At 60.8% G+C, this 15972-nt stretch carries 14 protein-coding genes; 5 read left to right on the top strand and 9 right to left on the bottom strand.

The window, feature by feature from the left end:
* Positions 1-162: 162 nt before the first annotated feature.
* The 5 genes from IPI80_RS06375 to IPI80_RS06395 are packed head-to-tail and all read right to left on the bottom strand — an operon-like array spanning position 163 to position 8225.
* The gene (locus IPI80_RS06375; protein WP_413858282.1) at positions 163-1188 is read right to left on the bottom strand and encodes a DnaJ domain-containing protein; all 1026 of its coding nucleotides are present in this window, start codon (positions 1186-1188) and stop codon (positions 163-165) included.
* Positions 1188-2468, bottom strand: coding sequence for a TIGR03862 family flavoprotein (locus IPI80_RS06380; RefSeq protein ID WP_413858284.1), 1281 nt, complete (start codon positions 2466-2468; stop codon positions 1188-1190). Before IPI80_RS06380 ends, IPI80_RS06375 begins: the two co-directional genes overlap by 1 nt.
* Positions 2465-4867 (bottom strand): UvrD-helicase domain-containing protein, encoded by a 2403-nt coding sequence (locus IPI80_RS06385; protein ID WP_413858286.1) that lies wholly within the window; start codon positions 4865-4867, stop codon positions 2465-2467. The genes IPI80_RS06380 and IPI80_RS06385 overlap by 4 nt, the downstream gene beginning before the upstream one ends.
* Positions 4828-5634, bottom strand: a complete 807-nt coding sequence (locus IPI80_RS06390) for a UvrD-helicase domain-containing protein (protein ID WP_413858288.1) — start codon at positions 5632-5634, stop codon at positions 4828-4830. The genes IPI80_RS06385 and IPI80_RS06390 overlap by 40 nt, the downstream gene beginning before the upstream one ends.
* Positions 5631-8225 carry a PD-(D/E)XK nuclease family protein gene (locus IPI80_RS06395; protein ID WP_413858290.1) on the bottom strand — a complete coding sequence of 865 codons (2595 nt, stop codon included), beginning with the start codon at positions 8223-8225 and terminating at the stop codon, positions 5631-5633. The genes IPI80_RS06390 and IPI80_RS06395 overlap by 4 nt, the downstream gene beginning before the upstream one ends.
* A gap of 84 nt (positions 8226-8309) precedes the next feature.
* On the opposite strand from IPI80_RS06395, the gene trxA reads away from it, so the two are divergent.
* From trxA to IPI80_RS06420, 5 genes are all read left to right on the top strand, one after another.
* Positions 8310-8642 carry a thioredoxin TrxA gene (trxA, locus tag IPI80_RS06400; RefSeq protein WP_413858292.1) on the top strand — a complete coding sequence of 111 codons (333 nt, stop codon included), beginning with the start codon at positions 8310-8312 and terminating at the stop codon, positions 8640-8642.
* 310 nt (positions 8643-8952) lie between these two features.
* Positions 8953-10215 (top strand): transcription termination factor Rho, encoded by a 1263-nt coding sequence (rho, locus tag IPI80_RS06405; protein ID WP_413858294.1) that lies wholly within the window; start codon positions 8953-8955, stop codon positions 10213-10215.
* Positions 10216-10373: 158 nt separating this feature from the next.
* Positions 10374-10649 (top strand): type B 50S ribosomal protein L31, encoded by a 276-nt coding sequence (locus IPI80_RS06410; RefSeq protein ID WP_413858296.1) that lies wholly within the window; start codon positions 10374-10376, stop codon positions 10647-10649.
* Between the two features lie 88 nt (positions 10650-10737).
* Positions 10738-11970: a hypothetical protein gene (locus IPI80_RS06415; protein WP_413858298.1), complete on the top strand. Its 1233-nt coding sequence runs from the start codon at positions 10738-10740 to the stop codon at positions 11968-11970.
* Positions 11945-12442: a hypothetical protein gene (locus IPI80_RS06420; RefSeq protein ID WP_413858300.1), complete on the top strand. Its 498-nt coding sequence runs from the start codon at positions 11945-11947 to the stop codon at positions 12440-12442. The genes IPI80_RS06415 and IPI80_RS06420 overlap by 26 nt, the downstream gene beginning before the upstream one ends.
* On the opposite strand, the gene phoR is transcribed toward IPI80_RS06420, so the two are convergent.
* The 4 genes from phoR to pstB are packed head-to-tail and all read right to left on the bottom strand — an operon-like array spanning position 12429 to position 15969.
* The gene (gene phoR / locus IPI80_RS06425) at positions 12429-13763 is read right to left on the bottom strand and encodes a phosphate regulon sensor histidine kinase PhoR (RefSeq protein WP_413858302.1); all 1335 of its coding nucleotides are present in this window, start codon (positions 13761-13763) and stop codon (positions 12429-12431) included. The genes IPI80_RS06420 and phoR overlap by 14 nt on opposite strands.
* Entirely contained in the window at positions 13760-14455 is a 696-nt protein-coding gene (gene phoB, locus IPI80_RS06430) for a phosphate regulon transcriptional regulator PhoB (RefSeq protein ID WP_413858304.1), read from the bottom strand. Before phoB ends, phoR begins: the two co-directional genes overlap by 4 nt.
* Complete coding sequence (phoU, locus tag IPI80_RS06435) at positions 14452-15153, bottom strand: phosphate signaling complex protein PhoU (protein ID WP_413858306.1); 702 nt, start codon at positions 15151-15153, stop codon at positions 14452-14454. The genes phoB and phoU overlap by 4 nt, the downstream gene beginning before the upstream one ends.
* Before the next feature lie 36 nt (positions 15154-15189).
* Positions 15190-15969, bottom strand: a complete 780-nt coding sequence (pstB, locus tag IPI80_RS06440; protein ID WP_413858308.1) for a phosphate ABC transporter ATP-binding protein PstB — start codon at positions 15967-15969, stop codon at positions 15190-15192.
* Between the last annotated feature and the right edge of the window lie 3 nt (positions 15970-15972).

Below are 15972 nucleotides of genomic sequence, written 5' to 3' on the forward strand. Positions count from 1 at the left end.
TTTGTTAAAATTGAAAGTAACAAAGCTCAACATCCACGATGTTTAGCAAAGGTGCGCTACGAGAAAGTAGAGCGGCCAACCGGGTCAGATGAGGAACAAAGCAGCCCTCACTGTGGAACCAGTGCCGGGGTCAAGGCTCGTCACCTTACGCTTTTAAAAGCATCAATCCTTTGGTGCTTTTTTTTCGGCCTTGCTCCAGCTTTTCAGACTGCGTCGCCACTGCCCCAGCGCGCTGTCTTTACTGGCGTCAGCCGCCTTCTCGGACGCCAAAATCAGTCGGTCCAGAAGCTTTTGTTGGGCAGGATCGTCCAGGCTACCAAATGTTGGCACCACTTTGACGATGTAGTCCCCTTGCGGCCCACGGGGTTCCGACGGGAATCCCTTGCCGCGCAGCCGGTACACCAGAGCATCGCGGTTGAGTCGCATTTGCTGCAAGCCGCCTGGCGCGGGCACATCCACCCATCGATTGGCGATCCAGGCATAGCCGTCTACCGGCATTTCACAGCGCAAAATACCATCTTCTAGTACGAAAAATGGGTGCTCTTCGAACTGCACCCGGATTTCAAGGAGGAGCTCAAATCCATCATGGTGCGAACTGGGCACCGTTAGAACGGTTCCGGCACGTACGCCTGCTGGAAAGCGCACGCTGCGCTGGTACCTCACCACACGGCTCCCCTCACCTTCGCATGTCTGGCACTGTTCCCGTTGACGACCGTCGCCCCCGCAGGCACCACAGGCTTCATCGGTCCACAACCAACCAAACAATGCGGCGCGCTTGATTGCGCCACTGCCCCGGCATCCCTTGCAGGCTGCCGCCAAAATGCGCTGACCTTTGCCGGAGCAGGCCCGGCATTCATGCGTCAATTGGCCACGTACTACCCGTATGCACCCCAGCATGGCTTCCTCAATCGAAAGCTTCACCAGCCGCTCAATCACCTGCGTTTCAGCGAATGGTTGTGCCTCTCGGTTCGGACGCGACACATCCTCTTGCGGTGCATCGGTGTCGTCCCGGCACTCACGAATATGGTGGTATGCCTTGTTGATGCGCTGAATCCGCACGGCAGCATCTGGCGAGCGGTTACGGTCCGGGTGCCATCGGGAGACAAGCCGCCTCCAGGCGTCTTTTAGCTGTAAATCATCTGCGTTTGGGTTCAAGCCCAGTTCCCTGTACGCCTCACGGATGTCCATCAATCGCTATTCCTCGCCAGATACTCCAATACGCCCCGTCCGGCGCGGTGCCCGCTGGCAAAGCAGGCTTGCAGCAGATAGCCGCCGGTGGGGGCTTCCCAGTCCAGCATCTCGCCGGCGCAAAACACGCCCGGTACAGACTCCAGCATCAGTGCGGGCGTGAGCGCCTCAAACAGCACGCCTCCGGCGGTGCTGATAGCCTCGTCAATGGGGCGTGTGGCCGTCAGGGTGATGGGCAGGGCCTTGATGGCAGCCGCCATTTTGGCTGGGTCAGCTATGGCTTCTTTGGAAAGCAATTCGTACAGGATGGCGGCCTTGATTCCGTCGATGTGCAGGCGGCTCTTGAGGTGGCTGGAGAGCGAGCGGCTGCCGCGCGGGTGGCGTACTTCAGCCAACACCTTTTCTGCGGACATGTCCGGCAACAAATCCAGGTGGAAGGTGGCGCTGCCGGTACGGATGATCTCGTCACGCAGCAGGCTGGATGCCGCATAGACCAGACTGCCTTCGACGCCGGTATCGGTGGCCACAAACTCGCCCTTGCGCTCAAACTGCGCGCCCTGGGAAGTGGTGACGGCTATGGCCACCGATTTGAACGGCTGTCCCGCAAATTTACTGGAAAAATGTACGCTCCAGCCGCCCCGCACATCAAAGCCACAGTTGGACGGCAGCAGCGGCGCCACCGCTGCGCCGCGAGCCGCCAGCAAAGGCACCCAGGCACCGTTAGAGCCCAGGCGCGCCCAGCTGCCACCGCCCAGCGCCAGCACCACGGCCTGTGGCTGCACCTGCACCACACCCTGGGGCGTGTCAAAACACAGGATGGAGGCATCCCCTTCCTGCCACCCCGTCCAGCGGTGGCGCATGTGGAACTCCACGCCAGTGCCTTCAACCGGTCGGCGCAAGCACTGCAACCAGGCGCGCAGCAAGGGCGCGGCCTTCATGTCCTTGGGGAACACGCGCCCCGAAGTGCCGATAAAAGTCTCCACACCCAGGCTCAGGGCCCAGGCGCGCACGGCGGCTGGGTCAAAGTCCTGTAGCAGTGCTTCGATGGCGTGGCGGCGCGCGCCATAGCGCCCGGCAAATGCATCGGCCCCTTCGGAATGGGTGAGGTTGAGCCCGCCCTTGCCGGCCAGCAAAAACTTGCGCCCGATGGAGGGCATGGCATCAAACAAGTGCACGGCCACTCCGGCATCACTCAGCACCTGGGCGGCCATCAGGCCCGCAGGACCACCACCGATGATGGCAACGGGCACGGACAGGGGCGTTGGCAAGGGAGAATTCATGGCGCGTCAATTTCTATCAAGCTGCCCTGCGCGGTCAAAAATGCCGCGCGGACCGGGTGTTGGGGATGGGCCTGCGCCACCGCAGTGCGGTAGGCCAGCAATTGCTCGCGCAACGCACTTTGCAGATGGGGTTGGCCGGTTGATTTGTAATCCAGCACCCACCATTGTCCCAGAGTGCCATCGCCTGAGCGGCACTGCACCAGCCGATCCATGCGCAACAGGCGCCCGCGGTGCACCACGGCCACCTCGTTTCCCTGCCAGGCCAGCTGGCTGGCGTCCCAGGCCCAGGCACCCTCACCGTGCAGAATGGTTTGCGCCATCCCCCGGGCCAGATCGATCTGCGCGGTGTCCAACGCAAATTCCTGTGCCGTGGTCTCCAGCAACGTGAACGAGGGCCAGACTGCGGCGGCATTACTGGCCGGCACATAGCGCTCCAGCAGGCGGTGCATGGCCTGGCCAATACGCGATTCCAGACTGTCCTTGTCTTCCTGTTGCTCCGTATCTACTATCGTTTTCATAGCTGATTGTGCAAGATTGACGAGGGCTAGAGGCAGATTTGGCAAACAAGAAAGTGAGAAATCCGGGTTTGTGGCTGGCAACCAATCAGCCAGATCGTCTGGCGCGGCCAACCAGGGTGCGTCCTGTGCCTGCGCGTGCAGGCGCTGCCACCAGCTACCGGCGTTGGGGATGTGCGGTTGCAAACTGGACACCACCAAAGTGTGCTGGGTGCGGGTCAGCGCCACATAGAGGGCGTTCAGCTCTTCGCGCTTGCGGGCCGCCTGCTCGGTGGTCAGCGCATCGGCCACACAAGCGGGCGGCCTGGATTCACTGGCCAGGAACACCAAACGCTTGGGGTAGGCCGCTTCGCCCGGCCAGTCCACCAGTACGCCCATGGTTTGGGACTTGACCGGTTCTCCGTCAGTGTCCAGCAGCAGCACCAGCGGCGCCTCCAGCCCTTTGGCACCGTGAATGGTCAGGAGGCGCACCGCAGTAGCATCGGCGCGCACCGGTGCCGGAATGCCACCAGCACGCAGCGCCCGCACCAGGGCATAGGCGGTGGTGTAACGCCCGCCATCCACCTGCAACGCGGCGGCCAGCAACGCACGCAAGTTGGCCAACGTCGATTCGCGTTGCGTGGCGGGGCTGGCGGCAGCGTAGCGGGACAGCACATCGCCATGGTGGTAGATGGCGGCCAGGGCGTCGTGCGGCGGCAAGCTGGCCACCCACACTTTCCATTGCGCCAGCGCTTGGGCGGCAGCGACCAAGGAGGCGGGCCAAGAACCTGGCAGCAACGCAGGCGAATCGGTCGGCTGCAGCAACACATCCAGCCAAGGAAGCGGCGTATCACCATCCCGCAGCGCACGCTGGCGCAGCGCCAGTTGCACCAGATCATCGTCACTGGCGCCAAACACGGGCGATTTCAGGGCTCGCGCCAAAGACAGATCGTGCGCAGGCGAGACCAGCACATCCAGCAGGGCCACCAGATCCTGCACCTCGGGCATGTCGGACAAATCGTTCTTCTCGGGCTGCTGGGCGGGGATGTGCAGGGCCGCCAACTCGGCCTGCATCAGGCCCAGGCGTTCACGTTTGCGGGCTAGCACCATGGTGTCGACATCACGGCTGATTCGGGGCAGGCGATAGATGGCACCCTCTGCTTTTGACTCGGTACTATGGGAGCGAAAACCGTCAAACTCGCCGGCATCCTGCGCCTGGCCCATGACCTGGTTGACCAAGCCCATGATGGCGGGGGCATTGCGCCAGGTGTGGTCACAACTCAGCAAATCTCCACCCAGGCACTGCGCTACAAAGCGCCGCGCAGCCTTGAACACTTGCGGCTCGGCGCGGCGAAAGCGGTAGATGCTTTGCTTGGGGTCGCCCACCAAAAACACACTGGGTGCGTTGCCAGCACCGCCGTAGCTGGAGAGCCAGGCACTCAGCGCCTGCCATTGCAGCGGGTTGGTATCCTGAAACTCATCAATCAGCAGATGGCGAACGCGGGCGTCCAGGCGTTCTTGCACCCAGCCACTGAGAACCGGGTCAGACATCAGCGCCAGCGCGGCGCGCTCCAGGTCGCCCATGTCGATCCAGCCACGCTCGCGCTTGAGCTGGGCGTATTCGACCACCAGCACGCGGGTCAGGCGGGCCATGCGCTGCTGGTGCAGCCAGGCTTCGTGCTGGGCCTGGGCCTGTGCCACGTCCATCAAGCAGTCCTGCGCCTGGCGCACAGTCTCGATGCCGACCACTTTGTCGCTGAGCTTGCGTGGCGTGCCCTTTTGCGTGAGCAGTGCATCCTGCGCAGCAGCCATGTTGCCGGCAGTCACCGCCTGTTCCAGCGCGGTCGCGGCTTCCAGGCAGGTCTTCAACGTGGAGGCACCCAACAAACGCGCGGTATCCTGCAATAGGCCGCGAACGCGGGGGTTTGCAACACGGCTTCCGGCGTATCCACGTCGGCAAAGGCGGGAAACTGCGCAGCAAAGGTCAGAACCGAAGCATCCACCACGCCGTGCACATCCGCCAAGACGAATTCCACGCGCTTATTGAGCGCCGATTCGAGCGCCTTTTGCGTCTGGCTGCGCCCGTGGGCGGCCACCGTCGCGACATAGTCAGCACGCGCTTGCGCGTCGGACGCCACCTGGCTCTGAAAACGCGGCCAGGCTTGTGCCACGGCCTGGGCGTCGTTTTCCAGCAGCTCGTAGTGGGTGGGCAGGCCCATGTCGGCCAAAGCCTGCAACGGTGCGCTGCGCAACAGGGCCGCAAACCAACTGTGGAACGTTCGAATTTGTACCGGACGCCCGCGCAGCAGCAGGGTCTGGTGCAGGCCACGCAAGCGTTGCAATTGCTCAGGCGAGGGCGCTTGCGTGAAGCCGCGCTGAATCAGACCATGACTCAGTTCTGCATCGCTCTGCGTAGAAAACTGCTCCAGCAATTCCTGCAGGCGCTGGCGCATTTCACCGGCGGCCTTTTTGGTGAAGGTGATGGCCAGTATCTCGTGCGGCGCGCTGCCCTCCAACAGGGCGCGCACGATGCGCGACACCAGCATCCAGGTCTTGCCCGCACCAGCGCAAGCCTCCACCGCGACGCTGCGACGCGGGTCGCAGGCAATGGCGTAAAAGCGTGCGCGCGTGACCGTGGCACCGTTGTGTTCGAAAGAAACAATTTCCGTCATGACCAGAAGTCCTTGCGGCACAGGCCACGGGCTTTGCAGAAGTCGCACGCAGAGCCTTCGCCCAACGCGGGCAAAGTTTGCCCGTCTGCGATACGACCGATATCGTTCAAGATGCCTTCGACCAGCGCATCGCGGGCCTCCAGCAATTCCGGCTGGGCGTAGGTGCGCGTGCCGTCGCGCTCACCCACGTTCACGTAAGCACCCTGCAATGTGTCGTTGGGCAACAGGGCCGCATAGAAAGACATTTGCGTGTCTTCCAATGGCTCCTTGATGCGACTGGCAGTTTTGGAACTGGCCTCGGTTTTGTAGTCCAGCACCAAAGGCGTGCCGTCGGGCAGGTGGTCGATGCGGTCAATGCGACCCATCAGCTTCACATCTCCCAACCGTTGCGATTGGGATATCTCCGCACTGGCAAATACCGCTCCAGTGGCTTGGTGCGCATCCAGCCAGCGCAGGTATCCCTCGCGCACCGTGGGCCAGGCAGCGGCGAATGGCAGGAACTCACCATCGTCCAGACCCATGGATTCCGTGGTGGCGGTGCTGGCAGCGTCCAGCAGGTCACTGTACTGGCTGCCGGCCACAGCGGGCTGATCTGCCAGAGTCTCATGGAAGCGTTTGAGAACTTCATGCAGCCACAGGCCAAAATCCCGCTTGTCCACGGCCGCGTCCAGTTCATCCACTTGCTGCAGGCCCAATTGGCGCATGGCGAAGAAGCGGTAAGGGCATTGGCGCAAATCGTCGTAGGCACTGGCGGACAAATGGGCCACCGGCAGCAACCGTCCCACGGGTTGTGGTGGAGCCACCGGCGTGCTGGCTAACGCCCTGACCTGGCGCGGGTCTGGCGCCTGCGGCGCATTGCCCTGCACCAGTTGTACCTGCTGCACCAGGTTGCTGCGCAACAGGGGTTCACCAGCATCGTCACTGACGCGCCACAGCACATCACAAAACGGCGTCTGCAACGCCTGCTGCCATGCAGCAGTGGTTGCGGCCTGCAAGTCGTCCCGCGTGGGGAGCCCCAGCGCGGTGCGTTGCATTGCTGTCCAGCCCCCGGGCGGCTCAGGCGATGGGTTCAAACGCACTTCGTCACAACCCGCCAGCACCACGGCGGCAAAGGGGCGCGCCAGCATCTGACTCATGGGCAGGATGACAGCTTGCTCGTGGTCCGGGTACGGCGGGGAGAAACTTGCACCTTCCAGGGCCTGGTTGACCCAGGCAGTGAACTCGGCCAAATCCAGACGGCGGCCTGCCCACAGGGCCTGACCCACCAGTCGCTCCCAGGCAGGCAGCGCCGGCTGCACAAGACGCAGCACGCCCAGCAGCTTCATGCCGGCTCCGTCAAGCTGTAACACTTCCCACAGCCCACTGGCTTGCAAAGCCCCACGCAGGGCACCCAACCAGCCAGCCAAAGTGCGCGTACCCTGCAGACCCCCGCGTATGGCATTGGCGGTCGCGCTCAATTGAGCCGCCGTATCGGAATGCTGCACCGCCGCGCCATGGCCTGCTGCGCGCCAATCGCGAGCTTGGTCTTTGCGGATGGCACGCTCCAACACGCCAACTTGCGCCGCAAATGCAGGCGCACCCTTGAGCCAGGCCAACACCGAGTCGCTAGAGGCATTCCATGCCGCCGCTTTGAGTAGGGCCATCAACCGGGCTGCCGCGTGGCTGGTCGACAGCTTCCAGCCGGTTTCATCGCGTATCTGCACCCCCGCGCTTTCCAGCATGGAGAGCACCCGGCGCGTCAAAGCCCGGTCGGACGAGACCAACGCCATCGGATAACGCCCCGCCGCAATGTGCGCGATGACGCAGGCGGCGGTGCGCTGGGCTTCGTCCTCGGCATCGTGACAGGCATGCCAGGCGATCGCGCCTGCCTCGCCGTCTGGCGCGGCCAAAGCGAAACTGGCCAGCCGCTCGCCCCAGGCGGCCTGTAAAGCGGTGTGCAATGGGTCTGCTGCAAAGCCTTGCACCACCACCAGACAGTCCAGATCGGCCTGCACCGACGCATCAAACAGCAGATCGCTGGCATAGGCGGACTGCGCCGCCCACTCCACGGCAACACGGGCCACTGCCACCTCCAGTGCCAGCGCAGGGCTTTCCATGCCCAAAGTGGCCGCAACACGGGCCTTGTGCGCCCAGAACGGGCGCTCACTCGGTGGGCTGGCGCTGGCCAATGGCCCCAGTTGCTGGGCAGACTGCACTAACAAACCCGCCAGCGTGTCCTGCTGGGCACCCAGCCCTGCGCCACGCAACAGGGCCGTGGCGGTGAGGGTGTCCAGCGCCATGTCAAACGTGATATCGGTAGCGCCCGGGGCAAAGCCGCCCATGCGGGTGCTCCAGTTCAGCGTGGTTTCGAATTGCGGCGCAAAGCCATCGGGGCAACACTGTGTCCACAGCCGCGTGGCCAACGGTAACAAGTGGGCATATGGCAGCAGAACCAAGGTGCGGGCCGGATGGGCCTGGCGCTGGTGCATCGCATCCCGGATCCGCGCCAGCCAACCGCTCTGCGGATCTGTCCACAAGCGCATGGCTGGATGGGGGTCGTGCGCATCAGTCCCCCAGGCGACTGGGAAATCAATTTTGGCTATGCCGGTCATAGCGCGCGGATGCCTGAAATGAACTTGGTTTCTGTCACAATGGCCGCCACTTTAGCTCTTATGCAAACTCCAAAAGGAAACACCATGGCCAGCGACCTGATCAAACACGTAACCGATGCCACCTTTGAGGCCGATGTGTTGAAGTCCACACAACCGATTTTGGTGGACTATTGGGCCGAATGGTGCGGCCCCTGCAAGATGATTGCCCCGATTCTGGATGAAGTCTCCACCACCTACCAGGGCAAGCTCAATATTGCCAAGATGAACGTGGACGAGAACCGCGAGATCCCCGCCAAGTTTGGCATCCGTGGCATTCCGACCTTGATGCTGTTCAAGGATGGTCAACTCGCTGCCACCAAGGTGGGCGCCTTGAGCAAGGCCCAACTGGTTGCCTTTATCGACCAGCAATTAGCCTGATTTCCCCCGCTACTGTGGTAGTTTTCCGACGGGCCGCCCCCAGGTTCTGGGCCGCTTGGCGGCCAGCCCCGCTAGGGAAAACTAGCCCCCTTGGGGGGCAGCGCAGCACACAGTGTGGCAAACGTGGGTGCAAAGTGGCGCGTGGTCGCTTTTTCCTGTCATAATTAATCTTGTTCGCTGGCCTTATCCAAAAAGCCAGTTCCGATTTCCGGTTAAGAACACAGCGGCCGTCAACCCGACGGGCCTCCCCTCCCCCAGAATTTCTCGCAACTCCGAACTTCTCGGTCATTTCCCCTACGGGACACATTCCATGCACTTAAACGAACTCAAGGCACTGCACGTGTCGGAAGTCCTCAAGCAGGCTGAAGATCTAGAGATCGAAAACACCGGCCGCATGCGCAAGCAAGAGCTGATGTTTGCCATCATCAAGAAGCGCGCCCGAACGGGTGAACAAATCATTGCCGATGGCGTGCTGGAAATTCTGCCCGACGGATTTGGCTTTTTGCGAAGCCCTGATACCAGCTACACCGCCAGCACGGATGACATCTACATCAGCCCAAGCCAGGTCCGCCGCTTCAACCTGCACACTGGCGACATGATCGAAGGCGAAGTGCGCACGCCCAAAGATGGCGAGCGCTACTTTGCACTGAACAAGCTCGACAAGGTTAACGGTGGTGGCCCCGAGGAGAACAAGCACAAGGTCATGTTTGAAAACTTGACGCCCCTGTTCCCCAAAGAGCAGATGAAGCTGGAACGCGACATCAAGGGCGAAGAGAACATTACTGGCCGCGTGATCGACATCATCGCGCCCATCGGCAAAGGCCAGCGCGCCCTGATCGTGGCCCAACCCAAGAGCGGCAAGACGGTGATGATGCAACACATTGCACATGCCATCTCGGCCAACTACCCTGACAGCTACCTGATGGTGCTGCTGATTGATGAGCGCCCTGAAGAAGTGACCGAAATGCAGCGCACCGTCAAGGGCGAGGTAATTGCCTCCACCTTCGACGAGCCAGCTGCACGCCACGTACACGTGGCCGAAATGGTGATCGAACGCGCCAAGCGCTTGGTCGAGCTGAAGAAAGACGTGGTCATCCTTTTGGACTCGATCACCCGGCTGGCCCGTGCCTACAATAACGTGGTGCCCTCCAGCGGCAAAGTGTTAACCGGCGGTGTTGATTCAAACGCCCTTCAACGCCCCAAGCGCTTCCTCGGTGCCGCCCGCAACGTGGAAGAAGGCGGCTCGCTGACCATCATCGCCACCGCATTGGTCGACACCGGCAGCCGCATGGACGAAGTGATCTTTGAAGAATTCAAGGGCACGGGTAACAGTGAAATCCACTTGGACCGTCGCCTCTACGAAAAGCGTGTATTCCCGTCCATCCAGCTCAACCGCAGCGGAACCCGCCGCGAAGAGTTGTTGCTGCAACCCGAAATTCTGCAGAAAACCCGCATCTTGCGCCAGTTCCTCTACAACATGGATGAAATCGAAGCCATGGAGATGGTCTTGAAACAAATGCGCGCCACCAAGACCAACAGCGAGTTCTTTGACATGATGCGTCGGGGTGGATAATTAGCCCCCACGCTCCACCGCTGCGCGGGTCGCTGCCCCCCAAGGGGGACGCAACCTTGCATGGGGCGGCCCAGCGCTACGGTTGAGTTATAATAGAAGGCTTTAGCGACAAGTACGCCAGATAGGCTGGCGCGGCTCTCGCATCTGAAGGAGACAGTATGAAAGAAGGCATTCACCCCAATTACCGCGAGATTTGCTTCCAGGACATGTCCAACGGCTTCAAGTTCGTGACCCGTTCGTGCGCAAACACCAAAGAAATGATCGACATGGAAGATGGCCGCAAGTTGCCCCTCTTCAAGCTCGACACCACCAGCGAATCGCACCCTTTCTACACCGGCACACAAAAATCCGTGGATAACATGGGTGGCCGCGTGGAGCGCTTCCGCAACCGCTTCGGAAAGACCAAGGCCGCAGCACCTGCCGCAGCCGAATAAACCGGATTCAGGTTTTGGCCTGAACCGTCACCGAAAAGCAGCCCGGATTTCCGCGCTGCTTTTTTTTTGCACCGCCAGCATTCCCACTGTGAACCTGCCAACCCCTGCCATCGTCACCCAAGCCGGAGCCCGGCGCCTTCCGCGTCTGGCCCTGCTGATGCTGTGCTGTGCCTACGTGCTACCCGGCTTCATCGGCCGCGATGCCTGGCGCAGCGCCGACATGGCTGCGCTGGGCTTCATGGCCGAACTGGTACAGGGCACATCCAACTGGCTGCTCCCCACCCTGATGGGCACCCCCACTGACAACCCAGCAGTACTACCCTACTGGCTGGGCGCCTGGGCCATGCAACTGGCACCAAACTGGGCCAGCGCAGACTTCATGGTCCGCATTCCTTTTGGTCTGCTGCTGGTATTGGCCATGACGGCCACCTGGTACGGCACCTATTACCTGGCACGCAACCCACTGGCCCAGCCTGTGGCCTTTGCGTTTGGCGGCGAGGCACAACCGGCTGACTATGCCCGCGCCATGGCAGACGGCGGCCTGCTGGCCTTCATCGCCAGTCTGGGCTTGGCCCAGTTGTCGCACGAGGCAACGCCCGCACTGGCCCAGCTTGGCTTCTCGTCGCTGTTCTTTTATGCCATGGCTGCCCTACCATACCGCCGCCATGGTCCTGCCTGGGCGGCTGCAATCGGTTTGATCGGCCTAACCCTGTCAGGTGCACCCACCCTGGCCCTGTTGTTTGGGTTGGGTAGTGCCGTGTTGCACTTTGCGGACCGGGAATCTGTTGGCAGCGACACGACCCGCAAAAGCCATATTGTTCAGGAAGCGATCGCCATCGCGCTGCTCAGCTTGGGCACCACCGTTCTTGCTCTGTCGCTTGGCCTGCTGCGTTGGAAAGTGGAATGGCCAGAGGCAACCTGGTCCGAATGGAATGGCTTTGTGCAATTGCTTGTGTGGTTTACCTGGCCGGCCTGGCCGCTGGCTTTGTGGACGCTGTGGCGCTGGCGCCGCCAGTTGTTCAACCGCCGTATCAGCCGCCACATTGCTTTGCCGGCCTGGTTTGCCCTGATGTGCACCGGGGCCACGCTGGTTTCCCCATCGTCCGACCGCACCCTGCTGCTAGCATTGCCAGCTCTGTCCACCCTGGCGGCCTTTGCCCTACCCACGCTCAAGCGCCAGGTTGCCGCGCTGATTGACTGGTTTACCCTGCTGTTTTTTTTCAGGCTGCGCTTTCATCATCTGGGTTGTCTGGATTGCCATGCAAACCGGTGTACCTGCACAACCCGCTGCCAACGTGGCACGCCTCGCCCCAGGGTTTGAGGCGCAATTTTCGTTTCTAGCCCTGTGTATAGCCCTGGCGGCAACACTGGCCTGGGGCTGGCTGGTGAAATGGCGGGTGGGCCGCCACCGCGCCGCCATTTGGAAAAGTCTGGTGCTACCGGCCGGCGGGGCAGCCCTGAGCTGGCTGCTGCTGATGACCCTGTGGATGCCCTTACTGAACTACGCGCAGAGTTATAACGCGCTGGTGCAGCAGACCAAAGACCAACTCGATGAGTCCGGCTGCGTCGAAACGCTGGGGCTGGGGCAAGGACAAATCGCCGCCTTCCAGTTCTATGGCAAGCTGCAGCTCAAAGCCATGCAACCCAGCCCAAGCTGCCCCTGGCTGTTGGTTGAGCCCCTGGCTGATCTTTCGGCTCCCTTAGGTATCGATCTAAGCGCATGGCAGCTGCAGGCAATTGTGCGCCACCCGGCCAGTACCGGCGAATCGGTTCTGCTGTTCAAGCGCCAGTAGTTTCGCACCGGATACGCGACGCGGCAAAGGTGATGGAAAATGTGGACCCCTTACCCGGCGTGCTTTCAATATGCAGTTCGCCGCCATGGCGCTGTGCCACGTGCTTGACGATCGCCAGCCCGAGGCCCGTGCCACCGGTATCGCGTGAACGGCTGCGGTCCACCCGGTAAAAGCGTTCGGACAGGCGCGGCAAATGCTCCTGGGCAATGCCCGGGCCTTGGTCGTGAACATAAAACACAGCTCCACCTTCGGGCGACATGTAAAAACAAACCTCGATACGCCTTTGCGCCGGCGTATAGCGAATGGCATTGCCAATAAGATTGGACATAGCACTGTGCAACTCTGCGGCAGAGCCAGCAATTTCACAGTCAGGCGTTCGCTCAAAACGCAAGTCATGTGTTTCTGTCCACAGCAGGCGTGAAAGGTCGCGCGCTTCCTGCTCACAATGCTGCATCAGCATATCCACCGAAACCCACTCGTTGTTGGGTGGCGGTGGGCTACCCTCCAAACGGGACAGGGTTAGCAAATCGTTCACCAGGGTCTGCATACGCTGGGCCTGCTGTTCCATCAGACCCAGATAGCGTTGACGCTCTTCATCATCCAGCGGTAAAGTTTGCAGGGTTTCCACAAAGCCTGCAAGCACCGTAAGCGGTGTGCGGATTTCGTGGGACACATTGGCCACAAAATCGCGCCGCATGGCCTCAGCCTGCTCAACCGCCGTGATGTCTCGGGACAGTAGCAGCATGCGACCCCCACCATACGGGTGCAAATGCACTGACAGCTTGACCGGCTTGGCGTCCCGGCTCTCCTTGCCCGGCATGGTGATGTCGTGGTCAAAATTGTGCTCGGCCAAATACGCAGCAAAGCCCGGGTCTCGCACCAAATTGCCAAGATGTTGCAACAAGTCCCGCTGTGCATCAAATCCAAAATGCAAGGCGGCTGTCTGGTTAAACCACTCGATACGAACTTCGGCATCCAGCAGCACCACCCCATTGGGTGATGCCTGCAGTGCTGCCAAAAAATCCGTCAGGCGTTTGTCGCTTTCCTGTGTGCGCTTGTTGGTGGCGCGCAAAATGCGCCGCACCCGGTCATAGGCTTCGCCCCACAGGCCGTTACCAATGGCAGTGTCACCCTGTGCTCCGCCGCGCAACCACGCCAGCATACGCAGGCCGCGTGTGGTGTCCAGCACAAGCCAGAGGCAACTACCTACCAGCGCACTGGCAAGTGCAATCGGCAATCCCCATGGAGTCGGAGCCAAGTACCAACCCAAGCCCGCAGCAAAGGCCTGACACAGCAACAGGGAGAGCAGCCGCCAAATCATGAAGGAAGTGACGCCGTCATGCGGTAGCCCGCACCCCGCACCGTCTCGACCATGGGGCCTGCCTCGGCCAGCGCCTCCCGCAGGCGTTTGACATGCACATCCACGGTTCGCTCTTCGATGTACACATGGTCGCCCCACACCTTGTCAAGCAACTGGGCGCGGCTGTGTACGCGCTCGGCGTGCCCCATGAGGTAGTGCAAAAGCTTGAATTCTGTGGGACCAAGCTTTAGTGGACGTTTGTCAAACGACACGCGGTGGGTGGAAGGGTCCAGCAACAGCGGGCCAAGGGACAATGCTTCACCGGCCTGCTCAGGAGTACGCCTGCGCAACACGGCACGCACACGCGCCAGCAACTCTTTGGTGGAGAACGGTTTGGCAATATAGTCATCCGCCCCCGCGTCCAGCCCTGCCACACGGTCTGCCTCGTCGCCCCGCGCAGTCAGCATGATGATGGGCACAGTTTGTGTTTTCGGATTGCTACGCCAGCGCCTGGCCAGTACCAGTCCACTTTCGCCGGGCAGCATCCAATCGAGCAAAATCAGGTCGGGCAAACTGGAATCAATGTCTCGCTGGGCACTAGCACCGTCCACCGCCCAGGTGGGTCGAAAGCCGTTGTGCCGCAAATTCACGGCGATAAGCTCGGCAATGGCAGACTCATCCTCCACGATGAGCACTGAGGGCATCGTTTTCATTTAATCACTGACTCGATCTTTTCCATGGTGGAGTGGCGCACGTCCTCACCCTTGACCACGTAGATGATGAATTCGGCAATATTTTTGGCATGGTCGCCAATGCGCTCTATCGCCTTGGCCAGAAACAACAAATCCAGGCTGGGCGAAATCATGCGCGGATCTTCCATCATGTAGGTGATGAGCTTGCGCACAAAGCCATCAAACTCCGCATCGATCAGGTCGTCTTCCTTGAGGATGGTCACCGCAGCGGCCACATCCAACCGGGCAAAGGCGTCCAGTGCCTTGTTCAGCAGGCCCGATGCCAGATCAGCCGCCACCCGGAGTTCCAGCGAAGGCAATGCACGCGGCGAGCCACTTTGGATGATGGAGCGCACCATACGGGCAATCTTCTCGGCTTCGTCGCCAACACGCTCCAGGTTGGCGGTGGTCTTGGAGATGGCAATCAGCAATCGAAGGTCGCGTGCCGTTGGCTGGCGCCGGGCGATGATGCTTGAGAGATCACGGTCAATCGCCACTTCCATGGCGTTCACCCGTGCCTCGTTGGCAGTCACCTCGTTGGCAACCTCGACGCTGAACTGCGACAGCGCATAGATGGCCCGGCGAATTTGCGATTCCACCAAACCGCCCAGCTCCATAACCTGAGAGGAGACGGATGTGAGTTCGCTATCGAATTGTGTAGATAAATGTTTGTCTGGCATAGGTTGCTTTCCGGTTTGGATTCACCGCGATGGGGCTCAGCCGAAACGGCCGGTAATGTAGTCTTCGGTTTCCTTGCGGGTGGGTTTGAAGAACATCTGCTCGGTGGCGCCGAACTCCACCAAGTCACCCAGGTACATGTAGGCGGTGTAGTCACTGCAGCGGGCGGCTTGTTGCATATTGTGGGTCACGATGACCACCGTGTAATCGTTTTTCAATTCAACAATAAGCTCTTCCACTTTGGCGGTGGATATCGGGTCCAGGGCCGAACATGGTTCGTCCAGCAGCAATACCTCGGGCTTGATGGCAATGCCGCGCGCAATGCACAGGCGTTGCTGCTGTCCACCCGACAAGCTGGAGCCGCTTTGGTGCAACTTGTCTTTGACCTCGTTCCACAAGGCCGACTTGCGCAGAGCCCACTCCACGCGCTCTTCCATATCGCTGGTATTGAGCGATTCAAACAACTTCACGCCAAACGCAATGTTGTCAAAGATGGACATGGGAAATGGCGTTGGCTTTTGGAACACCATACCCACCCTGGCACGCAGCAGCGCCACATCTTCCTTGCTGGTGAGCAGGTTCTCGCCGTCCAGCATGATCTGGCCTTCGGCACGCTGCTCGGGGTACAACTCGAACATGCGGTTGAACACCCGCAACAGGGTGGATTTTCCGCAACCCGAGGGGCCGATGAAGGCCGTTACCTTGTTCTCGGGAATATCCAGGTTAATGCCTTTGAGCGCGTGGAATTTTCCGTAATAGAAATTCAGATCCCGGACCGCTATCTTGGTCGCAGCAGGTGCAGTGGTATTTTTCAACATGGG

Origin of the sequence: Candidatus Aalborgicola defluviihabitans, assembly GCF_016705985.1 — a bacterium.
Taxonomy (GTDB): Bacteria; Pseudomonadota; Gammaproteobacteria; order Burkholderiales; family Burkholderiaceae_C; genus Allorhodoferax; species Allorhodoferax defluviihabitans.